Origin of the sequence: Amycolatopsis thailandensis, assembly GCF_042723255.1 — a bacterium.
In the GTDB taxonomy this organism is placed as follows: Bacteria; Actinomycetota; Actinomycetes; order Mycobacteriales; family Pseudonocardiaceae; genus Amycolatopsis; species Amycolatopsis thailandensis.
The window spans coordinates 1-21,295 of the sequence record NZ_JBHXJK010000006.1; the positions used below are offsets into that span (position 1 = coordinate 1).

Genomic DNA, 21,295 nt, shown 5'->3' on the forward strand with positions numbered 1-21,295 from the left:
CCCCGTCGACCGCACGGGCCTCCAGCACGTGTTTCATCCGGAACCGAGACTAAGCTGTTCCCGGTCCGTGGTGTTTTTGGGACGCTGAGCGCCCCAAATCCTCCACACCCGACCATCTGAACCCGACTCGGCCCCGCCGCGCCACCGCCCTGCGTCACGACCCATCCGGACCCGAACGACCACAACTTCTGGGGTCACCCACCCCCGAGTTACCCCCAGGGGTTGTGCACAGCGTTAGGCCAAAGACGTGAAAAGCTGTGGATAACCCTGGGGATGACTCCACTTCCTGTGGACAACTCCCGGTGAGGCCTCCGGAGTGTGGTATATGCCGAAGACTCAGAAGAGCAGCTGCGCGACGGCGTAGATGACCAGTCCGGCGAGCGCGCCGACCACCGTGCCGTTGATCCGGATGAACTGGAGATCCCGGCCCACCTGGAGCTCGATCTTGCGCGAGGTCTCCTCGGCGTCCCAGCGCTCCACGGTGTCGGTGATGATCGTGGTGATCTCCTTGGAGTAGTGGGTGACGACGTACGCCGCCGCGCCCTCCACCCAGGTGTCCACTTTGGACCGGATCTGGTCGTCGGAGACCAGCCGTTCACCGAGGGTCTCGAGGCCGGTGCGCACGCGGCGCCGCAGCTCGCTCGACGGGTCCTCGGCGGCGTTGAGGAGCATCTCCTTCGCCGTCGCCCACGCCGAGCCGATCAGCTTCTGCACCTCGTCGTGCCCCAGCATCTGGGCCTTGACCTGCTCGGCGCGCGCCATCACCTCGGGGTCGGTCTGGAGGTCCTGGGCGAACTCGCCGAGGAACTTGTCCAGCGCCAGCCGCATGGGGTGGTTGACGTCGGTCTTCACCGCCCACACGAAGGACAGCACCTCGCCGTAGACCTTGTCCGCGAGCATCTCGTCGACGAACTTCGGCGACCAGCTCGGCGCCCGGTCCGAGACCACGCGCAGCATCGTCGTGTGGTTGTCCCGCACCCATTCGTAGGCGCGGTCGCACATCAGGTCCACCAGCTTGTGGTGCGCCCCGTCGGCGAACACGCCTTCCAGGATCTTCCCGAGCGGCGGGCCCCACGGCTTGTCCACGATCCGCTTGACCACGGCCTGTTCCATGATCGCCTGGACGTCTTCGTCACGGAGCACCTTGACCGCGGCCCGTACGACGGTGGCCAGTTCGGACGTCACGCGTTCGGCGTTCTTCGGCTGCGAAAGCCAGCCGCCGAGCCGCTTCGACACCTCGACCCGGCTCAGCTTCTCGCGGATCACGGACTCGGACAGGAAGTTCGAGCCGACGAAGTCGCCGAGGCTGCTGCCCAGCGCGTCCTTCTTGTTCGGGATGATCGCGGTGTGCGGGATCTTGATCCGCAGCGGATGCCGGAACAGCGCCGTCACCGCGAACCAGTCGGCGAGCGCGCCGACCAGCCCGGCTTCGGCGGCGGCGCGGACGTAGCCGACCCAGCCCGGCCAGCCCGCGGCCTCGGCCCAGCTGGTCAGCAAAAAGATCACCGTCGCCCCGAGCAGGAACGACAGCGCGACCATCTTCATCTTGCGCAGGCCGCGGCGCTTCTCCTCCTCGGCGGCGCTTCCACCTGGCGGATCGGCTGGGGTCACCTTGGCGGGCGTCAGTTGCTCCACACGGCCATTGTCCGTGAGGATGGCTGATCGTGCGCGAACCTCTCCTCGTACCCCGCCTCCAGCCCTTCACGTCGACCATCTTCGCGGAGATGACGGCACTCGCCGTCCGCCACGAAGCCGTCAACCTCGGCCAGGGGTTCCCCGACACCGACGGGCCCGCCGGGATGCTCGACGCCGCCAAGAACGCGCTGTTCGGGGGCGCGAACCAGTACCCGCCGGGTCCCGGACGGCCGGAGTTGCGCGCGGCGATCGCGCGCCATCGTCTCCGGTACGGCGTCGAGTACGACCCCGACACGGAGATCCTGGTCACCGCCGGTGCCACCGAGGCCATCGCGGCGTCGCTGATCGCGCTGACGCAGGCGGGCGACGAGGTCATCGTCATCGAGCCCTACTACGACTCGTACGCGGCCGCGGTCGCCATGGCGGGCGCGGAACGCCGTGTCGTCGGCCTGGTGGAACGCGACGGCCGGTTCGCGCTGGACGTCGAGGGCCTGCGCGCCGCGGTGACCGGCCGGACCAGGGCGATCCTGATCAACTCGCCGCACAACCCGACCGGCACGGTGTTCACCCGCGCCGAACTGGAAGCCGTCGCCGCGCTCTGCGTGGAGCACGACCTGATCGCGATCACCGACGAGGTGTACGAGCACCTGGTCTTCGACGACGCCGAGCACTTCCCGCTCGCGACCTTCCCCGGCATGCGCGATCGCACGGTTTCGATCTCCAGCGCGGGCAAGACGTTCAACTGCACCGGCTGGAAGATCGGCTGGGTCTGCGCGAGCCCGGAACTGGTCGCGGCGGTGAAGGCCGCGAAGCAGTTCATCACCTTCGTCTCGGGCGGGCCGTTCCAGCCGGCCGTCGCCTACGCGCTGGACCACGAGGTGCCCTGGGCCGAGGAGCTGCGCACGAGCCTTCAAACCAAACGGGACCGGCTCGCGGCCGGTCTCGCGGAGGCCGGGTTCGCCGTCCGGCCGACCGCGGGGACGTACTTCGTCTGCGTCGACGTGCGTCCGCTCGGCTTCGACGACGCCGCCGAACTGGCTTGGCAGCTCCCCGAACGAGTGGGGGTGGCGGCCGTGCCCGTAAAGGTGTTCACCGATCACCCGGAAGAGTGGAAACACCTGCTGCGGTTCGCGTTCTGCAAGCGCAACGAGGTAATCGACGAAGCGGTCACCCGATTGCGCAAACTCCAGTGACTCGTCCGATGTCCGTCACGCCCAGCCGCCCTTTTCGAGGATGCGTCCGAGCCTGTCCAGACACCGTCTTCGCAACCTGCCCACACTGGCCGGACTGATCCCCAGTTCCCCCGCGAGCTGCGCGTAGGACAGTTCCGGCCGGTACGCGAGCAGCCACATCAGGCGCCGGTGGACGTCCGGCAGGAGGTCGACCGCCGCCCAGAGCGCGCGGTCGATCTCGGCGCGGACGACCACGGCCTCCGGGGTCGGCCCGACACCCGGGGTCAGTTCGGCGTCCCGGAGCGGGCGCGGATTTTCGCGCCTGTTCCTGGTGATCATCCGGACCGCGCGGCGCCGCGCGGTGGTTGTCAGCCAAGCCCCGAGTTTCGCTTCGTCGCGTAGCACGCCCGGCGCGCGGAGCAGTTCCAGCCACGCATCCTGACAGACATCGTGAGCGTCCGATTCGGTCAGGCGATAGGTCTTCAGCGCGCCGAGCACCGCCGCCGAAACCGCTTTCACGTCCCACATCCCGGACTCTCCTCTCCAGACGGCCCGCGACCGCCGCGTCGATCACCGAACGCGACTTCGACGGCACACACCGCAGCAGGGATCCGGAAAAGGTCAGGTCACCAAGGATTTGAGTAGTTCCACCCGGGCCCGGATGGCCGCTCGGCACACACCGAGAGTGATCAACTTCGGTACTCCATGCACCGGAGCCGGTTGCGTCGTTCCGCCTAACGGGCTGGATCGACGGCGGCTTAAGTGAAACACTCGCCTCCGGTGCTAAAACTGGTGCAGCCCCGGGGGAACTGCGACCTGACCGGAAGAGACCCCAAGAAAGATCGAACTCACGCGGAGAACGTGGGTTTCAGGCGCGGACGGTGGTGATTGCTGTGAGTGGTGCGGCAGTCGTGTCCCGTCACGGCCTCACCTCACCGAAGACCGGCTTGCGAATTCTTTTCGCGGGCGGGCTCGCGCTCACGGGATGGCTTCTCGGCGCCGTCCTTTCCACCCCGGCTTCCGCCGAAGAACAGACCGCCGTGACACCGGAGACCTCCGTGGTCCAGCCCGCGAACGAAGCGGGATCCGGGAAAACGACTACCCCCGAGGAGTCCACTTCGGACTCCAGTGCGACCGAGACCACGAAACCCGCCGAAACCCCGAAGACCGAATCCCCGAAGGAAGAGCCCGCTCCTGTTTCGAGCAAGGAGCCCGAGGCCACGTCTTCCGAGAGCACGGTTGAGGAAAAGGCCGTTTCGGCCGCGAGTTCCGTCGAGAAGTCTTCTTCTCCGGAACCGGAAAAGAAGACCGCGAAGCCCCAGTCGTCCGGCGGTTTGCTGGGCGGTCTCCTCGGCGGCGTACTGAATCTCGTCACGGACACGGTCGGTGGAGTCGTCGAAACCGTCGGCGGGGTCGTCGGCGGAATCGGCGAGCACGTCGTCGAACCGATCGTCAAACCGGGTCCGTGCTGCGGATCGGGCACTCCGGGGCTCCTGCCGGGCGCCGGCGACGTGCTCGACCCCGTCTTCGGCGGCGGCTCCGGCCAGTCGGCGGGTGGCTCGGTCACCATCGCCGTCCCGGCCAAGACAGCCACGACGCCCGCGCCCGAGCCGACCACGCCGGATCCGCGCCCGTTCGTCCCCGCCACGACGCCCACACCGGCGCCCGCCGTCCAGAACCACCGCGTCACCGCGCTGCCGGTGCAGCTCAAGACCGACGCCAAGCCCGCCCCCGCCGCGCCCACGTCCGACACGCACGCGTTCCCGGACGGCGGCGGCTCGGGCGGCGGCGGTGGTGGCCTGCCGAACACCCCGGCGACCCCGGTCGCGCCCACGACGAGCGCTCAGCCCGGGCACGACCACTCCGGCGGCGGCCGCGGGCCGCTCGCCGTGCTCGACTCCGGAATGTCCGCCACGCAACTGAAGCTCCTCGGAGCCGGCTGCGACCACGAAGGCGAGCGCACCGGCCGGGAAGCCGCGCTTCCCGCCACCTCCCCCGACTGACCTGACCGGGTCGCCGGGGAGAACCACGTCCAAACCAAGATCAACTTCGGGTTTCGACGTCCCTTGAAGTCCTCGGCTCGAGTCTCTTTTCGCCTGCCCTCTTTCAGGCATCCCCTTTGTCTTTCCGAACGGCCGACCGCGCCCGGCCGGTTCGGATCCCGGCCCCGGCGCCGCGCTGCCCCTGCGGCGCCGGGACCAGCACCGGGTGGACTTCGGGGGCTTCTGCTCACCGCGCCGAGCAGGAGCCGGCCAAGCTCGAAGTCCGCCTGAACCGCGGGCGGTTCCCGGCACGTCGAGGGGCTGTGCCGGGTAACCGCCGCGGTGCCCGCCTGCGAGGTCTCGACCTCGCAGGCGGGCCGGATAGCCGGTGCGCTGGTCGTGCGGCGCCGATGCCCTCCCTGGAGCATCGGCCGCCCCGCCGGCGCACCGGCTATTTCCGTTTCCGCCCCTACGCATTTCGTCCTCTGAATGCGGTCCTTGCGCGTGCAACTACCGCATTCAGAGGACGAAATGCGGGAATCAGGTGACCTGGACGGCCACCGGAGCGGCCGTGGCGGGTGTCGCGGCCACCGAAGCGGCGGCCGCGCCCAGCCGCCGTACGGCCTCGAACAGCCTGTCGGCCGGAAGCGAGTACGGCAGGCGCAGCCAGCGCTCCAGTCCACCGTGGACACCGAACCTCGAACCCGGCGCCACCTGCACCCCGTGTCCCGCCGCGGCGACGGCCAGGCGCGTGCTCATCGGCTCCGGGAGACGGCACCACAGCGAAAGCCCGCCGGGCGGCACGGTGAACGTCCAATCGGGGCAGTACCAGTTCAGTGCCCCGGTCAGCGCGTCGCGCAGGGCCAGTGTCTCCTCGCGACGGTGTGCCAGCGCGGCCCCGCCGTCGTCGAGCAGCTCGGCGAGGACCAGTTGCTCGAAGACCGGCGAGCCCAGGTCGACGGCGAACCGGGCCGCGATCAGCCTGCCGATGACGTCCTCGGAAGCGCGGATCCAGCCGAGCCGCAGCCCGGCCCAGTGCGACTTCGACGCCGAACCGATCGTGATGCCCAGGTCGCCCGCGAACGCGCCCAGCGGTGGCGGCCCGTCGGCCGGATCACCTTCGAGGTCCAGCTCGACCAGCGTCTCGTCGATGATCGCGGGCGTCCGCGCGCGGCTCAGCGCGGCCGCGAGCCGCTCCCGGTCGGTCGCCTTCATCCGCAGACCAGTCGGGTTCTGGAAGTCCGCGACGAAGTACGCGAGCCTCGGCGCGGACTGCCGCAGCGCGGCCTCGATCCCGACGACGTCCCAGCCGGTGGCCGGGTCGAGCGGCACCGGAACCGGGATGGCGTGTGCGGCGGCGATGGCCTCCAGCGCGTTCGGATACGTCGGCTGCTCGACCAGCACGCGGTCACCCGGACCGGCCAGCATGCGCAGGACCTGCACGAACGCGTGATGCGCGCCGTTGGTGACCATCACCTGGTCGGCGTTGGTCGGCAGCCCGCGCTCGGTGTAGCGGCGGGCGATCCGCTCGCGCAGGATCCGCAGGCCGCGCACGTGATAGCCGTTTTCGCCGAGGTGGTCCACCAACGCCTTCCGCGCGGCGTCCACCGCGGGGACCAGGCCAGGGATGGCGGGCGGGCAGGCCTGGGCCAGGTCGATGAGGTCCTCCCCGGACGGCAGGATCGCGTCGCGGCCCCTGCCCCCGGGAGACGCGATCCAGGACCCGGCCCCGCGCCGGCTGGCGACCAGCCCGTCGGCCCGCAGTTTGTCCAGCGCGGCGCCGATCAGCGTGCGGCTGACGTCCAGCGCGTCGGCGAGCTCCCGCTCGGCCGGGAGTTTCGTGCCGAGCGGGAGCCTGCCGTCGAGGACCAGGAGCTCGACAGCCGCCGCGAGATCCGCGGCACCGTGTCGAGAACCACTCTGGCGCCAACTCCCCAGCAAAATGGCCAATTTCGGCCCCGAAACGCGTCCAGTCAGCGGGATCAGCGGTTCCATAAGGCCAATTGTTCCAGATTGGCCATGGTCAAGGTAGCCACTTACCCCTGATGGTGCACTCGTGGCACTTAAACTCGACCTCAGACCAGTCGGCATCTCCCAGGACACCACCCGCCGCTCGCTCCAGCTCGTCGGCGGGCTCGCCCTCTACGGCGGCAGCATGGCCATGCTGACCAGGTCGGGACTCGGACTCGACCCGTGGGACGTGCTCCACGAAGGTCTGATGAAGCTCACCGGGCTCTCGTTCGGCACGGTCACCGCGATCGCTTCGGTCCTGGTACTCCTGCTGTGGATCCCCCTGCGGCAGCGGCCCGGGATCGGGACGCTCGCCAACATCGTGGTCATCTCGCTCACCGTCGACCTGGTCCGGCTCTTCCTGCCCGACCAGGACGTCCTCGGCTGGCAGCTCTTCAACCTGGTCGCCGGGGTCGTGCTCAACGGCCTCGCCGCCGCGATCTACGTCGGTGCCCGGCTCGGCCCCGGCCCTCGTGATGGGCTGATGACCGGTTTCGCGGCCCGGACGGGCAAGTCGATCCGCCTCGTCCGGACCCTGATCGAGATCACCGTCCTCGCGGCGGGTTGGCTGCTCGGCGGGACCGTCGGTGTCGGCACTGTGCTCTACGCGCTGGCCATCGGGCCGCTGACGCAGGCTTTCCTGCCGTATGTCGTGTGGCGGGAGCGCTCCGCCGCGTAGCCGAGCGCGAGACTCGCGTGATTGGGGACGCGACTCGCGTGATCAGAGCCGTGATTCGCGTGATTGGGGACGTGACTCGCGTGATCAGAGCCGTGACTCGCGTGATTGGGGACGTGACTTGCGTGTGCGGGGTGTGATCACGCGAGTCACGGCTTCAAGCACGCGAGATCCGGCTTCAAGCACGCGTGATTGGGGACCGATCACTAGCTGGCGGCGCGTTGCTCAAGCAGGCGCCGCACGGCCAGGTAGTCGATGCCACGCTGCGCGAGGACGTCGGCGGCCACACCGGGAACGGCGGTCAGCGCGAGCAGGAGATGCTCGCTTTCGATGCGCTTGCCGCCGACGTCGACGGCTTCACGAAAACTCCGCTCCACCATCTTCTTCGCCTCCGGCGTGAAGGGCCGATGACCACGTCCGGCGCGCTGCCCACCGGCAAGCGCGCCGGGTCCGTGGGTCTGCTCGACCCGCTCGACGATGTGCTCGACGTCGATGCCGAAGCCGCTCAGGGCTTCGACGTCGGCGTCGCTCATGCCGCCCCGGCGGCGGATTCGCCGGAGGTCGTCGGCCAGTTCGTCCGCGGGACAGCCCAAGGCGGTGAGCACGCCGGCGCGCCGGGCCAGTGACGTGAGCAGATGCAGCGGATCGATGTGGGGCGCGCCTTCGTCCGCCGCGACGAGCTGCGAGCCGATGACGACCTCGCGGAGTTCGGTGGTGAACCGTTCGAACATCAGTGCCTCCCGTACTTCTTGTGCACCGCTTGCCTGCTGACCCCCAGCTCGGCCGCGATCTCCTGCCAGGACCAGCCGTGCACCCGCGCGCTGCGGACCTGCACGGCTTCGAGTTGTTCCAACAGCCGACGCAAGGCGGCGACGGCGCGCAATCCCACGCGGGGATCGCGGTCACCGGCTCGCGCGGCCAGATCTGTCGCTTCGGTCATGACGTCAACCTACGTTGACATCTCGCCCGCGTCAACCTCAGTTGACAGTTAGGGTCTGGCCATGGTCGAAATCGCAGTGGCGGAAAGGGACGGAGTAGGTGCGGACGGAGCGTCGCGCCCGACCGAAGACCACGTCGCCGTACTCGGCAACGCCGTGGTGGTGCTCGACGGAGCGACCGCGCCGCGACCGGATCTGCCGTCCGGCGGCTGGTACGCGGGCCTGCTCGTGCGCAGCCTGTCGCAGGCGCTGACCGCGGAACCCGAAGCGGACCTCGCGGTCCTGCTGGCCGGATCGATCGCCGACGTCGCGGGTCGCGAAGGCCTCGAACCGGGACGATCGCCGTCGAGCACGGTCGCGATCGCGCGCTGGACGGACGAGTCCGTCGACGCGCTGGTGCTCGCCGACAGCCCCATCATCGCCTTCGGTCCCTCGGGCCCGGACCCGCTCACCGACGACAGGCTGGTTTCGCTTCGTGACAGCGGTCAGCTCCGCACCGGCGCCGACGTCCGCGCGAAACGCAACGCGCCGGGCGGCTTCTGGGTCGCCGAAGCGGAACCGAAGGCGGCCGACGAAGCCGTCCGCCGCAGCTGGCCGCGCTCGGAGGTCGAAGCCCTGCTTCTGGCGACCGACGGCGTCTCCATCGGGGTCGACGAGTACGACCTGTTCGACTGGCCGGAAGTGCTCGCCCTCAGCCGCGAGCGTGGCCCGGACGCGGTCCTCGACGCGGTGCGCACGGCGGAGAAACAGGACCCGGACGGCGCCCGCTGGCCCCGCGCGAAAAGGCACGATGACCAGCTACTGGTACTGGTCGAGTTCGGGGTAGCCCCAGGGTAGAACCGGGGGCTTCCCGGATCGGAAATCCGCGCCCGCGCGAGCAGGCTGGACGCATGACGTTCCCTGGGGAGAGACCGCGGGCCAGACCCTGGCTCATCGCGTCGGGCGCCGCCATCGGCTGGGCTCTGTTCACCATGGTCGTGCTCCACCTGATCAGCTCACGCGATCCGGTGTTCGACACGCTGTCCAGCTACGCCTACGTCGACCGCGGCACCGGGATGCTCGGGGCCAGCGTGCTTTCCCTGTCCATCGGCTCGCTCACCGCGCTCGGCGCGCTGGCCGCGGCCGGGATCCCGCTCGGCCGCACCACGAAACTGCTGTTCGTGCTGTGGTCGCTGGGACTGGCGGCGGCCGCGATCTTCCCGGCGAGCTACCCCGAGTACCCGGACCCGGTCAGCGGCGAGATCCACCTCTACGCGTGCCTCATCGCGTTCCTCAGTCTGCCCGCCGCCGGGTTCACCCTGCGCGACAACCTGCGCGGCACCCCGGCGGCCAGGCAGATCGGCCGCCTGGCCTGGGGCAGCGCGGCCGGGCTGGTCGTCTTCGGGCTCAGCTTCATCTTCGTGCGCCTGGCCGACATCCCGTTCTTCAAGACGCTGACCGACGTCGTGCCGGTCGGTGTCACGCAACGGCTTTCCCTGGTGGCGCACGTGATCCTGATCGCCGGGATGCTGAAGGTCGCGTCAGCGGCTCACCGCGTCGGTGAATTCGGGGGCGTACCCGTAAAGACCGGGCAGCCCGCCCGTGTGCAGGAAGACAACGTGCTCGTCGGCCGCGAACTGGCCTTCGGCGGCCCACTCGACCATCGCGGCGCCCACCTTGCCGGTGTACACGGGATCGAGCGCGATCCCTTCCGTGCGACCGAAAAGCCGTACCGCCTCCCACGTGCCGGCGGTCGGGATCCCGTAGCCGGGGCCGATCGTGCGGTCGTCGAGATGCAGGCCGTCGAGTGACGGCGGCTCGCTCCCCAGCAGCACGGAGGCCGCGATGGTGAGATCGGCCAGGTTGTCGAGGGCTTCGTCGACCGGATGGCTGACGCAAGCGATGTCCAGCGTCAGCCAGTCCAGGTCCGCCGTTCCGACGACGAGCCCGGCGGACGTCCCGCCGCTGGCGTGCGGCGCGACCAGCCGTGCCTTGGTGACACCCAGTCCGGCGAGTTGCCCGGCGAGCTCCCGCGCGGCCGCCACGTAGCCGAGCGCCCCGACGCCGTCGGAGCCGCCGACCGGGAACGTGGCCACCTTGCGCCCCTCGGCCGCGGCCTCGGTGATCAGCCGGTCGTAGGTCCGGCCGGTCTCCTCGCCGTCGCGGCAGACGTGCACGTTCGCGCCGAAGAGATGGTCGAGGGACACGTTGCCGGACCGCTCGTACGCGTCGCCGTCGCGAGGGACCTTCGCCGTGAGCACGAGCTCGCACCGCAACCCGAGCTTCGCGCAGGCCGCGGCGGTCTGGCGGCCGTGGTTGGTCTGCAAGGCGCCGAAGGTGATCACCGTGTCGGCGCCGTTCTCGATCGCCGCACCCAGCAGGAATTCGAGTTTGCGCAGTTTGTTGCCGCCCACGCCGAGCGGATGCACGTCGTCCCGCTTGAGCAGCAGGTTCGGCAAGCCGAGGGCTTCGCCCAGCCGGGGTGCCGGATGCAGCGGCGTCGGGTAGCCGCCGAGGTCGACGCGGGGGAAGCGGTCCAGGTTCATGCAGGTCACGTAACCACACCGAGGAGCGGCGATCGAGGTTACCCGGTGGTATCGTTCGTTTGAACGAACGAGAGCGGCAAAGGGGGAGCCATGACCACGTCGAAACCGGAACTCGCCTTCACGGGACTGGCCGAACAGGCCTCGCTGCTCGCCGCCGGGGCCACGACGTCAGTCGAGCTCACGCACCTGGCGCTCGAAAAGGCCGAAGCCAGTCAGCCGACTCTCAACGCCTTCAAAAGCCTTCGCCCCGAAGAGGCCCTTCGCGAGGCCGAGGAGGCCGACCGACGGCTTGCCGCCGGGGAGACCGCTCCCCTGCTCGGCGTTCCCACCGCGATCAAGGACGACCTCGACGTCACCGGGCTGCCGACCGCGTTCGGCTGCGAAGGCGACTTCTCCCTCGCGACAACGGATTCCCCGCCCGTCGCCGCGCTGCGCGGGGCGGGCGCGGTGCTCATCGGCAAGACCAACACCCCGGAACTCGGCCAATGGCCGTTCACCGAAGGCCCCGCGTTCGGCGCGACCCGCAATCCGTGGGACACCGAGCGCACCCCGGGCGGTTCCTCGGGCGGCGCGGCGGCGGCCATCGCGTCGGGGGTGATCGCCGCCGCGCTGGGTTCCGACGGGGCGGGGTCGATCCGGATCCCGGCCGCGTGGACCGATCTGGTCGGGATCAAACCGCAGCGCGGCCGCGTCCCGACCGAACGCGAACTCTTCCACGGCCTGACCGTGGTCGGCCCGCTCGCGCGCACCGTCGCCGACGCGGCCCTGCTGCTCGACGTCGCGGCGGGCACCGGGACCGCGTTCCAGTCGGCCGCACGCCGCGAACCGGGCCGGATGCGGATCGGCCTGTCCACCAGGATCCCCTTCACCGCCACGAAAACCCGGCTCGACCCGCACGCGCACGCGGCCGTCGTCCGGCTCGCGGAGCGGTTCGCCGAACTCGGCCACGAGATCGTCGAGATCGAACCCGACTACCGGCTGATCGGCCTCACCTTCCTGCCGCGTTCGCTGGTCGGCGTGCGTGACTGGTCCCGTCGCGTCCCGGACCAGGGGCGGCTCGACCCGCGCACGCGGGCCAACGCGAGGCAGGGCTCGGCGCTGGCCGGACCGGCGCTGCGGCTCGCCAGGGCCACGGAACCGTTGCTGCAACGGCAGATCGGCTCGGTGTTCGGCCGGGTGGACGTCGTGCTCACGCCGACCACCGCGACCCCGCCGCCGCGGATCGGCACCTTCGACAAGCTCACCGGCTGGCAGACCGACCAGGCCATGATCGCCGCGTGCCCTTACGCTTGGCCGTGGAACGTGCTGGGCTGGCCGGGGGTCAACGTCCCCGCCGGGCTGAGCCCGGAAGGCCTGCCGCTCGGCGGTCAGCTGCTCGGCCCCTCGCACGCGGAGGAACGGCTGATCTCGCTGGCCGCGCAACTGGAAGAGGTCGAACGGTGGCAGGACCGCAAGCCCGAGACCGTTTGGTGAACACCCGCGAGACGATCCTCCACGCCGCGCTCAAGGTGGTCGGGGAACAGGGTGTCGGCGGGCTGACCAACCGCCGGATCGCGACCGCGGCCGCCGTCTCGCCAGGCACGCTGACCTACCACTTCCCCAGCCAGACGGCGTTGCTGCGCGAGGCGATGCTGCTGTTCGTCGAGGAGGAGACCACGAAGCTGACCGGCTTCGTGGACACCTACCGCGAGCAGGGCTTGAGCGTCGAGCAGGCCGCGTCGGTCGTCGAGCAGGTCATCTCGCAGCTCCCGTTCGGCACCGACGAACTCGGCGCGCACGAGCTGTACCTGCAGGCCGCGCGCGACCCCGGGCTCCAGGACGCGGCCGCGCGGTGTTTCGCCGCCTACGACGAACTCGCGCTGGTGATCCTGAAAACGCTCGGGGTGCCCTCGCCGGACCGGCTGACCGGGCCGGTCGTGGCGCTGATCGCCGGGCTGCAGTTGCGCAGGCTGGCCACCGGCGACGACGGCGTCGAGGTGGCGCAGTCGCTGATGATGCTCGTCCGCGGCGCGTCGTGAGCAGTCCCCCGATCGTCAAGGGGACGGCGGCGTGGCGGTACTTCGGCGACTTCCGGGCCGGCCTGCTGGCGGAGCAGGTGCTGGTGTTGCAGGTCGCGCATCCGGTCGTCGCGGCCGGGGTGCGGGATCATTCGGACTACGTCGAGGATCCGTGGACGCGGCTGATGCGCACGGCCGCGTCGCTGTCGATCTACATCTACGGCGGCCCGGAAGGCGCCCGCTACGAAGCGGACCGGTTGCGCGCGCTGCATCGCGATTTCACCGGGGTCGACGACGACGGGCGCCGCTACAGCGCGCTGAACCCGCGCGCGTACGCCTGGGTGCACGCCACGCTCGTCATGGCTCCCGTTGACACGCAACGGTTCTACGGCAAACCGATGACCGCGTCCGAACTGGACGAGTACTACGCGCAGCTGTGCGACGTCGGACGCCTTCTCGGCCTCCGCGAACAGGACATGCCGTCGACGTGGCCGGAATTCGAGCGCTACTACGCGGAAACGATCGACGGCTTCGGCCCGAACGAGACGATCTCGACGCTGTTCGAGACGATCCGGACGGTGGAGAAGCCCTTGCGGTGGCTGCCCGACGGACTCTGGGCGAGGCTGCGACGGGAGCAGATGTTCCTCTTGCGCGGCGCCCTTCAGCCCGCGCTGCGCGAGCGTCTCGGTCTACAGTGGACAGACGAAGAGCAGCGCCGGTTCGACCGGTTCCGCAGAGTCGTGAGAGTGACGGTCGGGTTCGTGCCGGTGACGTTGCGGTCCTCGCTCGTGCGCCGGATCGGCAGGCTGAATGTCTGGTTCCGGGCGCATCCGCGCGCCTACCGCTTCCTCGGTGGTGCCCCCCACCCAGGGTAAGGGCCTCCATCCCCTTCACGGGGGACCCGGGTTCACCCCGCGCCGTGACGCTTTCCCCGGCGTCCGCCGTTACCTTCGGCCACGATGGGGAATTCACCGAGGGGGCGGCGCGCGGCGCCGTTGGTCATCGCCCGCGTACTCGTGCTCTGCGCGCTGGCGTCTTTGCTGCTGGGCGGCACGGCCCGGGCGGACGGCGTGTCGAGCGGCGCGGACGTCCAGGTCGCGCAGACGCTCGGCACCCGGGATCTCACGATCGTGCTGCGGCGGATGGACATCGCGCCCGGCCCGCTGCACGTCGACGTCGTCACGCACGCCGGAAGCGAGCCGGGCACACTGAAACTGCGCGCGTCGACGGCCGGGACGACGTTTTCCGAGACCACCGTTCAGCTGGACGGGAAGCCCGGCGCCCATCCGGCGCTGCTGCGGGTCGACCGGCCCGGTCCGTGGGAGCTCGGCCTCGACGACGGGACGGACACCGCGTCGATCCCGTTCCTCGTTCCGGCCAGGGTCATTCCTCCCTGGGAGAAGGCCACCTTCGGCGGTTTCGTCGCCGCGGGCGTGTTCCTGGTGATCGGGCTCGTGGTCGCGATGCGCGTCCGGCGGCCGCAGCTCGCGCTGATCCCCGCCGGCGGGATGGTCGCCGCGCTCGCTGTCGCGGTCACGGGCGCGATGCTTTCGGCGTCGACACCGGCACCACCCGCGCCGGGTGCGGCGCTGGACCCGACGATCGACAACGTCCAGGACCCGTACGCGAACGCTCAGATGTCCACTGTGGACTTCTCCAGGCCGCCGGTGAACCTGGCCGTGAACGCGCCGAACGCGCGCTCGGGTGGCCTCACCGAGGTCCGGCTCGCCTTCGCGGACGGCGCCACCGGCCGCCCCGTCGACGATCTTTTGGTGCACGACAACGCCTTGGTGCATCTCGTCGTCATCTCGCCGACCGGCAGGCTCTGGCATCTGCATCCGGTGCGCGTCGCGCCCGGCGACTACCGGGTGAAGTTCACGCCACCCGAGGCCGGGACCTACGCGGTCGCCGCGGAGGTCGCCCGGCGAGGCGGTGGGGTGCAGCTGGTCCGCGCCACGATGGGGGTCGTGGCGGGCACCGGCTCCACCGCCGAACCGGTGCCGACCGGCGCAGGCCGGAAGGTCGTGAACGGGAACCCGGTCGACGTCGAGGTCGAGCCGGGGACGCCGACCACGATCACCGCGCGGTTCGGCAAAGCGGATCTCCAACCCTGGCTGGGCATGCTCGGCCACCTGATCGTCGTCGGCCCGATAACCGGCGACGACCGGGTCGGCGCGGATGCCGCTGCCGCGCCGACCTGGGCCCATGTGCACTCGATGATCCCGCAATCGCCCGGTATGCCGGGAAAGCCCGATGAGACCGTCGCCGCGTACGGCCCCGACGTCCCGTTCACCTACACCTTCGCCGCGCCGGGCAAGTACCGGATCTGGTTGCAGGCCGAACGCGACTACACGGTGCTGACCGTGCCCATGCAGCTCGAAGTCCCGCCGGAAGGGGCGCCGCAATGACCACCGAGACGTCCACAGTGGACAGACGTAAGCCCGTCCTGCTCATCTCCGTGGTCGCCGTGCTCGTGGCGGCGATCGTGGCCTGGCTGGTGTGGCCGAGCGGCGGCGGGGAACAGGTGCAGCGCTCGACCCAGGGCCCGTACACCGTGCAGCTGTCGGTCGAGGATCCGCGCCAGGGCGGCAATGTCTTCGCGCTCACCGTCACCGGGGCCACGCCGGACGTCGTCACCGTCGAGCCGGTGATGCCGCAGATGGGGCACGCGCTCGCCCCGTCGCCCGCGATCGCCCAGGCACCGGGCCGGTTCCGCACCGGCGACGTCCTGCTGCCGATGTCGGGGCAATGGGAGATCACCGTTTCACTGCGCGGGCCGTCCGGCGCCACGCAGCACGTTTTTCCTTTGCTGGTCAAGTAGGAGAGGGAGGTCGGGGGTATGGATCTCACCGCGGGAGGGGCGCGGGTCGCCTCGGTGGCACGAAGCGAACGCACCGGGCTCGTGCCGGCGGGTACGGTGCTGGCCGGGTCGGTGATCTCGCTGATCGGGCTGACCTGGGACATCCAGTGGCACGGCGACGTCGGCCCGGACACGTTCTTCACGCTGCCGCATCTGTTCCTGTATTCGGGCAGCGCGATCTCGGGGCTCGCGAGCCTCGTGGTCGTGCTGATGACCACGGCCGCGCGCCGGGCGGGCCGTCCGGTCGACGCGCGCGTCGGCGGCCGCGCGATCAACGTCTTCGGCAGGCTCTTCGCCGCACCGGCCGGCTACCTGGTGACCGGGACCGGCGCGGCGATGTTCCTGCTGTACGGCCTGTGGGACCAGTGGTGGCACGGCCTGTACGGCTTCGACGCGGTCATCGACTCGCCGCCGCACATCGGGCTGCTGCTGTCGATCACGCTGAGCATCATCGGCACGGTCATGGTGTTCGCGGCCGCGCGGGAGCACCGCTGGGGCACGCTCGGCGTGGTCGGCACCCTCGGCGTGCTGATCGCGTTCAGCACGGTCACCGTGCTGGGGCTCCAGCAGATCGACGTCGACCTGGTCGACGTCATCTCGGTGGGCATCGCACTGCTTTCGGTGCTGCTGGTTTCGGCGGGCGCCGGGTTCTGGGGGCGGCCGGGCGGAGCGGTCCGGGTCGCCGCGTCGCTGGCGGTCATCCAGGCGATCACCTGGTGGTTCTCGCCGTGGGCGGCGGAGGCGTACGCGAGCGCCGTCGGCCTGCCGATGCGGGACTACATCGACGGCGTGCCCGCGATGCCCGCGATGATGCCGATGGCGTTGCTGCCGATCGCGGCCGTGCTCGAAGCGGTCTACCCGCTCTCGCGGCGTGGCCTCTCCGCCGGGCGGGTTTCGCTGCTGGCGGGCGGGATCGGCGGGTTCCTGATCGGTGCGAGCATGCCGATCCAGAACGTGCTCGTGTACGGGGCCGCGCACGTGGATTGGGCGGCGGTGTTCGCGACGGCCGCCGTCGGCGCGGTGTTCGGGCTGCTCGGTGGGTTCGCCGGGTGGCGGTTCGGCGGGATGCTGAGGCTGCTGGCCCCGGCGAAGGGGGACGACGCGCATGCGTAAGACACTGCTGGCTTTGGCGGCGGCGATCGGCTTGCTGTTCGCGACCACGCCCGCGGCGAACGCCTACGAACCGGTGAACATCGTCCACACCGAACGGGTGCAAGTCGGCCCGTACGGGATGACGGTCGGGTTCAGCACGTGGCCGTTGCGCGCCATGCAATCGCTGGACTTCACGTTCATCCCGGACGACGGGATCGCCGGGAAGTCGGGGACGCTCGCGTTCCTCAACCCGGAGACCGGGCGGCTGGGCCGCCCGCAGCCGCTGGCGAAGCATCCACGGAAACTGGAGGTGTGGGGACTCGACATCCGCGCCCTGCAGACGCAGGGCGCGTGGACGTTCCGGTTCGAGATCGAGGGGCCCGCGGGCAAGGGCACGGGGGAACTCCGCGATCTGACGGTGCTCGAACAGCCGGGACCGCCGATGGCGGTCAGCTGGTCGATCAGCCTGATCCCGCTGATCGTCCTGGCCGTCCTGATCACCGTCGCCTGGCGCAGGACCAGATCCAGGCTGCGCGGGAACGGGCTCCCGGCGACGGTGTGACTCGAAGTGACCGAAGATCGGATGACTCGCGTGCCGCGAGGGGGGCACGCGAGTCTTTCGTCATGGGCTCAAATCGAACTGCCCGGCCTTGACCGCCTCGAGGAAGGCGTTCCACTCACCGGAATCGAAGACGAAGACGGGGCTCTTCGCCAGTTTGGTGTCACGCACCCCGACCAGGCCTTCCCTGCCGAGGTTGACCTCGACACAGTTGCCACCGTTGGGCTCGCTCGCGAAGGACTTCTCCCACGCGGAGTCGTCGAACAGCGACACGGCCGTGGTCGGATCGTAATCCGCCGCCGATGGATAATCGGCCATTGGTCGTACCTCCGAACGTCGGTCGGGGATGCGGTGGCGACCTGCGCGAACCGTCACGGCCCCAGCTTCTCCTTGCCTCAACGGGACTATCCCGCACGGCCAAGTGGGTGATCAACTCCGCCCACTCTCGACATGAAGATTATTCCAGGAGTAGGATTAATCGCAGCGGCCGGGGCTCGGTTGTTGGTGATTCGCCCGCAGTATGCGAAAACCTCGGCGACAGCTGCCACCGGGGGGCGCTCACCAGGGAGTTCATCCGTTCCAGCAGGTCATCGACGGCAGGTGACCGGCCTGGACGCGACCCCGGGGCGCACGACCACCCACCGCCGACCTCGTGGGGGAGGATCAGCGTGATCATTCAGGACACGATGCCTGCGACGGTACTCGCCGTCGGCAGGCTCATGGCCGGGACGGCGGGCGAAAGCCGCCGGTCCGCGCACCTTTTCGACCTGCACTCCGGGGGTTCGCACCCCGAGTTCCTGCACACCCGTTGCGGCGCGGCGATGCCTTACGACCACCTGGAATGGATCCCCGTCGGTTCGGGGATGCCGTGTGAGCGTTGTCTCGGCCTGGCCGGTTCGTTCGACCAGACGCGGTTGCCGCGCCCGAGCCGGGGAGTGTGACCGTCATGGCCGTCCGCCTCACCACGCTGTTGTTCCGCCGTGAGGACGAACGCCTGGCTTCGGCGAAGCGCCGCAACATCGGGCTCGAACTGCGCCGGCGGTTCGGGTTCAGCCTCATCCAGGCCCCGCTGCGCAAGCAGCCGCCGTGGAACTCCGAAGTCGACTTCCCCGTCCAGCGCGGCACGCACCGGGACCTGATCAGGACCGGCCGGCCGCTCGAAGGTCATTTCGAGCTGACGCCCCTGATCGGGCATCTGACCGGCCGGGTCTGAGGGATCAGGGCTTGCGGCCCAGGCCGCCGAGCCCACCGGTGAAGGTCGGGTCGTCCGCGAACCGGTCGCTCGCCCGGGAAGCCGCTTCGTCGAGGTGCCAGGTGGCCATCCAGTCGATACCCGGCTCCACCAGCTCCAGGCCGTCGAAGAACGCGGTGAACTCCGCGCGGGACCGCAGGTGGAACGGCGCGCTGGTCTTCTTGTAGAGCTCCTGGACGTTCTCCCGGTTGTCGCCTTCCTTGCGGGTGACGCCGTCCTCGGTCAGATGCGAGGACAGGAAGTACGAACCCGGCGGCAGCAGGTCGATGTAGCGCTGGACCATCTCGTGGACGGGTTCGTCCGGGCCGAGGAAGTACAGCAGGCCGACCAGGACCAGCCCGATCGGCTGCCGGGGGTCGAGCACCCCGGTCTCCAGGGCGCGCTTCCAGATGTCGGCGGGATCCCGCACGTCGCCTTGCAGGACCGCGTGCCGCCCGAGCAGGCCCTCCCGTTCCAGCAGCAGCTGGGAGTGCGCGACGGCGACCGGTTCGATGTCGACGTAGACGACGCGGCTGTCCGGGTTGATCGCACTGGCGATCTGGTGGACGTTGCCGACGGTGGGCACGCCGGAGCCGATGTCGAGGAACTGGGTGACCCCTTGGCGGGCCAGGTATCCCACGCCGCGGCCGAGGAAGTCGCGCCCGACCCTGGCGAACGTCTTGACCTCGGGGAACTGCTTGAGTACCTGCGTGCCGAACTCGCGGTCGACGGCCCAGTTGGCGGAGCCGCCGAGGAACCAGTCGTACACCCTTGCCACGTTGGGCCGTTCGAGGTCGACACCTTCGGGGGCTTCAGGGTCTCTGGGATCCTGCTGCGTCGTCATGCCGTCACACCTCGTCAGGTACCGGGTTTGCGGGCGACCCCGCCGATGGTGCAGTTAAGCGCAGGCGATCGGGGGTCGTCCAGCCGCCAGGCGCCGACCGGGACCAGACCGGGCGCCGCGAGGTCGAAATCCCCGAAGAAACCCCGGATCTCTTCCTTGTCGCGGAAGGACGCGGGGGTGCTGGACTGTTCGTACTGCTTCACGACGCGCTTGATCTGTTCGAGCTCGTCGCCTTCCACGTCGGACGTCGTGACGTGGGAAAGGACGTAGAAGGAGCCCGGGGGCAGAAGTCTTCGGTACCTCGCGATGACGGCGGCGAGTTCGGGGCCCGGCACGAAATGCAGGACCGCGACGGTGAGCAGGGCCACCGGTTCGGCCGGGTCGAGCACGCCGGTGTCGAGGGCGCGTTCCCAGACGTCGTCGGCGTCGCGCAGGTCGCCGCCGATCACCGCGTGCCGGGTGGGGTCCCCGCTTTTCTCCAGCAGGATCTTGGCGTGCGCGACGGCGACCGGTTCGTTGTCGACGTACACGCAGCGGCTGTCTTCGTCGGCCTCTCCGGCGATCTCATGGACGTTGCCGACGGTCGGCACGCCGGAGCCGAGGTCGAGGAACTGGTTCACGCCGTGTTCGGCGCAGTGCCGCACCGCACGGCCGAGGAAGGCCCGGTTGGCTCTGGCGAGGGAGCGGATGAGCGGGAAGGACTTGACCAGTTGCTCGCCGAATTCCCTGTCCACCGCCCAGTTCGCGGTTCCCCCGAGGGCCCAGTCGTAGATCCTGGCGGCGTTGGGACGTTCGAGATCCACGCCTTCGGGTAGGAACTGCGGGTCCACGTCCAGCCCCTGTCCACTCGACCGCGCCTGTGCGCACAACCCTACCGAAGGGAGACGGCGAGCTCTCAGGATTGCATCTGATTGCGGTACAGCTCGGCGAGTTCCTTGAGGAACTGGCGGGTCTCCTGACGTTCGAGCGCGGCGCCGCGCAGCCTGTCCCAGGAGTCGACGAAAATGTTGAAGTCCTTGACGTCGTCGAGGTACAACCCGCCCGCGGAATGCTCGATGTAGACGAAATCCCTGGTGCGGTCGGGAAAACGCATGATGGTGAAGTCGTTGGGCACCGCGGCGAGGCGCGCGCCGAACGGCAGCACGTGCACGTACACGCGCGGATGCTTTTCCAGCGCCAGCAGATGTTCGACCTGGTCCAGCATCACCGCCGGGGCGGAACCGCCGGGAGCGCGGCGCAGGGCGCCTTCGCTGATGATGAACCGGTAGTAGGGCGGCTGCTGTTGCTCGAAGACGGCTTTGCGGTCCAGCCGGTTGCGGACCAGCGAGGTGACGTCGGTGGCGCCGGCTTCGGTGAACTGCTTGAGCATGTAGTGCTCGGACTGCAGCGGGCCGGGGATGCGCTCGCCGTGCCAGGTGAGGATCTCCGCGGCCGCGGGTTCGAGGTCGGTGAAGGTGCGGAACCAGTGCGGTACCACGGATCGGTAGCCGGACCAGTGGCCGCGCTGCCCGGCCGCGGCGCGGGCCAGGTTCATCAGCGTGTCGGCCTCGTCGCCGTTGATCCCGAACGCGTTCAGCATCGATCGCACATCCCCGAGTTTGACCCCGACGGCACCGGACTCGATCTTGTTGACCTTGCCCTGGGTGCAACCGAGAACCTCGGCGACCTGCTGCTGTGTCATCCGCGCGGCGTTGCGGGCATGCCGGAGCTCGTTCCCGAGCTGCTTCCGGCGCGAGGTGACGGTGCTGGCCATCAGCCTTGCTCTCCCGGACCA

23 protein-coding genes and 1 pseudogene are annotated in these 21,295 nt (G+C 69.7%); 14 read left to right on the top strand and 10 right to left on the bottom strand.

Going from position 1 to position 21,295, the window contains the following annotated elements:
* Positions 1-336: 336 nt before the first annotated feature.
* Positions 337-1,635, bottom strand: coding sequence for a DUF445 domain-containing protein (locus ACFWMR_RS03570; RefSeq protein WP_378376686.1), 1,299 nt, complete (start codon positions 1,633-1,635; stop codon positions 337-339).
* Positions 1,636-1,664: 29 nt separating this feature from the next.
* On the opposite strand from ACFWMR_RS03570, the gene ACFWMR_RS03575 reads away from it, so the two are divergent.
* Positions 1,665-2,828 (top strand): pyridoxal phosphate-dependent aminotransferase, encoded by a 1,164-nt coding sequence (locus tag ACFWMR_RS03575; RefSeq protein WP_378376688.1) that lies wholly within the window; start codon positions 1,665-1,667, stop codon positions 2,826-2,828.
* Between the two features lie 15 nt (positions 2,829-2,843).
* Here the strand turns inward: ACFWMR_RS03575 and ACFWMR_RS03580 are convergent, their stop codons facing one another.
* Positions 2,844-3,335 (bottom strand): RNA polymerase sigma factor, encoded by a 492-nt coding sequence (locus ACFWMR_RS03580; protein ID WP_378376690.1) that lies wholly within the window; start codon positions 3,333-3,335, stop codon positions 2,844-2,846.
* Between the two features lie 365 nt (positions 3,336-3,700).
* Here ACFWMR_RS03580 and ACFWMR_RS03585 point away from each other — a divergent pair, with 365 nt between their 5' ends.
* The gene (locus tag ACFWMR_RS03585) at positions 3,701-4,810 is read left to right on the top strand and encodes a hypothetical protein (protein WP_378376691.1); all 1,110 of its coding nucleotides are present in this window, start codon (positions 3,701-3,703) and stop codon (positions 4,808-4,810) included.
* A gap of 519 nt (positions 4,811-5,329) precedes the next feature.
* Here the strand turns inward: ACFWMR_RS03585 and yczR are convergent.
* Complete coding sequence (gene yczR, locus ACFWMR_RS03590) at positions 5,330-6,784, bottom strand: MocR-like transcription factor YczR (protein ID WP_378280360.1); 1,455 nt, start codon at positions 6,782-6,784, stop codon at positions 5,330-5,332.
* Positions 6,785-6,845: 61 nt separating this feature from the next.
* Here yczR and yczE point away from each other — a divergent pair, with 61 nt between their 5' ends.
* Positions 6,846-7,478: a membrane protein YczE gene (yczE, locus tag ACFWMR_RS03595; protein ID WP_378376693.1), complete on the top strand. Its 633-nt coding sequence runs from the start codon at positions 6,846-6,848 to the stop codon at positions 7,476-7,478.
* Between the two features lie 203 nt (positions 7,479-7,681).
* Here the strand turns inward: yczE and ACFWMR_RS03600 are convergent, their stop codons facing one another.
* Together ACFWMR_RS03600 and ACFWMR_RS03605 are read right to left on the bottom strand one after the other, a co-directional pair.
* Positions 7,682-8,206 carry a Clp protease N-terminal domain-containing protein gene (locus ACFWMR_RS03600; RefSeq protein WP_378376695.1) on the bottom strand — a complete coding sequence of 175 codons (525 nt, stop codon included), beginning with the start codon at positions 8,204-8,206 and terminating at the stop codon, positions 7,682-7,684.
* Complete coding sequence (locus ACFWMR_RS03605) at positions 8,206-8,415, bottom strand: sigma factor-like helix-turn-helix DNA-binding protein (protein WP_004559389.1); 210 nt, start codon at positions 8,413-8,415, stop codon at positions 8,206-8,208. Before ACFWMR_RS03605 ends, ACFWMR_RS03600 begins: the two co-directional genes overlap by 1 nt.
* A 61-nt stretch (positions 8,416-8,476) precedes the next feature.
* Between ACFWMR_RS03605 and ACFWMR_RS03610 the strand changes: the two genes are divergently transcribed.
* Together ACFWMR_RS03610 and ACFWMR_RS03615 are read left to right on the top strand one after the other, a co-directional pair.
* Positions 8,477-9,250, top strand: coding sequence for a hypothetical protein (locus ACFWMR_RS03610; RefSeq protein WP_378376697.1), 774 nt, complete (start codon positions 8,477-8,479; stop codon positions 9,248-9,250).
* A gap of 134 nt (positions 9,251-9,384) precedes the next feature.
* Positions 9,385-9,855: pseudogene (locus tag ACFWMR_RS03615) on the top strand (DUF998 domain-containing protein); the annotation flags it as partial.
* A gap of 78 nt (positions 9,856-9,933) precedes the next feature.
* Here the strand turns inward: ACFWMR_RS03615 and ACFWMR_RS03620 are convergent.
* Positions 9,934-10,938, bottom strand: a complete 1,005-nt coding sequence (locus tag ACFWMR_RS03620) for a D-cysteine desulfhydrase family protein (RefSeq protein WP_378376699.1) — start codon at positions 10,936-10,938, stop codon at positions 9,934-9,936.
* A gap of 90 nt (positions 10,939-11,028) precedes the next feature.
* Here ACFWMR_RS03620 and ACFWMR_RS03625 point away from each other — a divergent pair, with 90 nt between their 5' ends.
* The 7 genes from ACFWMR_RS03625 to ACFWMR_RS03655 all read left to right on the top strand — a co-directional run bounded on the left by ACFWMR_RS03625 (position 11,029) and on the right by ACFWMR_RS03655 (position 17,449).
* Entirely contained in the window at positions 11,029-12,411 is a 1,383-nt protein-coding gene (locus tag ACFWMR_RS03625) for an amidase (RefSeq protein ID WP_378376701.1), read from the top strand.
* A complete protein-coding gene (locus ACFWMR_RS03630) occupies positions 12,408-12,956 on the top strand; it encodes a TetR/AcrR family transcriptional regulator (RefSeq protein WP_378376702.1) in 549 nt (182 codons plus the stop codon). The genes ACFWMR_RS03625 and ACFWMR_RS03630 overlap by 4 nt, the downstream gene beginning before the upstream one ends.
* On the top strand, positions 12,953-13,810 hold the full coding sequence (locus tag ACFWMR_RS03635; RefSeq protein WP_378376704.1) for an oxygenase MpaB family protein: 858 nt from the start codon (positions 12,953-12,955) through the stop codon (positions 13,808-13,810). The genes ACFWMR_RS03630 and ACFWMR_RS03635 overlap by 4 nt, the downstream gene beginning before the upstream one ends.
* Positions 13,811-13,894: 84 nt before the next feature.
* Positions 13,895-15,343 carry a hypothetical protein gene (locus ACFWMR_RS03640; protein ID WP_378376706.1) on the top strand — a complete coding sequence of 483 codons (1,449 nt, stop codon included), beginning with the start codon at positions 13,895-13,897 and terminating at the stop codon, positions 15,341-15,343.
* A complete protein-coding gene (locus ACFWMR_RS03645) occupies positions 15,340-15,756 on the top strand; it encodes a FixH family protein (protein ID WP_378376708.1) in 417 nt (138 codons plus the stop codon). Before ACFWMR_RS03640 ends, ACFWMR_RS03645 begins: the two co-directional genes overlap by 4 nt.
* An 18-nt stretch (positions 15,757-15,774) precedes the next feature.
* Positions 15,775-16,908, top strand: coding sequence for a hypothetical protein (locus ACFWMR_RS03650; protein WP_378376710.1), 1,134 nt, complete (start codon positions 15,775-15,777; stop codon positions 16,906-16,908).
* Positions 16,901-17,449, top strand: a complete 549-nt coding sequence (locus ACFWMR_RS03655; protein ID WP_093936875.1) for a hypothetical protein — start codon at positions 16,901-16,903, stop codon at positions 17,447-17,449. The genes ACFWMR_RS03650 and ACFWMR_RS03655 overlap by 8 nt, the downstream gene beginning before the upstream one ends.
* Positions 17,450-17,509: 60 nt before the next feature.
* Here the strand turns inward: ACFWMR_RS03655 and ACFWMR_RS03660 are convergent, their stop codons facing one another.
* Positions 17,510-17,764, bottom strand: coding sequence for a DUF397 domain-containing protein (locus ACFWMR_RS03660; protein ID WP_093936874.1), 255 nt, complete (start codon positions 17,762-17,764; stop codon positions 17,510-17,512).
* 350 nt (positions 17,765-18,114) lie between these two features.
* On the opposite strand from ACFWMR_RS03660, the gene ACFWMR_RS03665 reads away from it, so the two are divergent.
* The gene (locus ACFWMR_RS03665) at positions 18,115-18,387 is read left to right on the top strand and encodes a hypothetical protein (RefSeq protein WP_093936873.1); all 273 of its coding nucleotides are present in this window, start codon (positions 18,115-18,117) and stop codon (positions 18,385-18,387) included.
* Between the two features lie 5 nt (positions 18,388-18,392).
* Positions 18,393-18,659 carry a hypothetical protein gene (locus ACFWMR_RS03670; RefSeq protein ID WP_167406297.1) on the top strand — a complete coding sequence of 89 codons (267 nt, stop codon included), beginning with the start codon at positions 18,393-18,395 and terminating at the stop codon, positions 18,657-18,659.
* A gap of 4 nt (positions 18,660-18,663) precedes the next feature.
* Here ACFWMR_RS03670 and ACFWMR_RS03675 read toward each other — a convergent pair whose 3' ends face one another.
* The 3 genes from ACFWMR_RS03675 to ACFWMR_RS03685 form a co-directional block, all read right to left on the bottom strand.
* Complete coding sequence (locus tag ACFWMR_RS03675; protein WP_093936871.1) at positions 18,664-19,521, bottom strand: SAM-dependent methyltransferase; 858 nt, start codon at positions 19,519-19,521, stop codon at positions 18,664-18,666.
* A 14-nt stretch (positions 19,522-19,535) separates the two neighbouring features.
* Positions 19,536-20,351: an SAM-dependent methyltransferase gene (locus ACFWMR_RS03680; RefSeq protein ID WP_167406296.1), complete on the bottom strand. Its 816-nt coding sequence runs from the start codon at positions 20,349-20,351 to the stop codon at positions 19,536-19,538.
* A gap of 65 nt (positions 20,352-20,416) precedes the next feature.
* Positions 20,417-21,274 carry a helix-turn-helix domain-containing protein gene (locus ACFWMR_RS03685; RefSeq protein ID WP_044855139.1) on the bottom strand — a complete coding sequence of 286 codons (858 nt, stop codon included), beginning with the start codon at positions 21,272-21,274 and terminating at the stop codon, positions 20,417-20,419.
* Between the last annotated feature and the right edge of the window lie 21 nt (positions 21,275-21,295).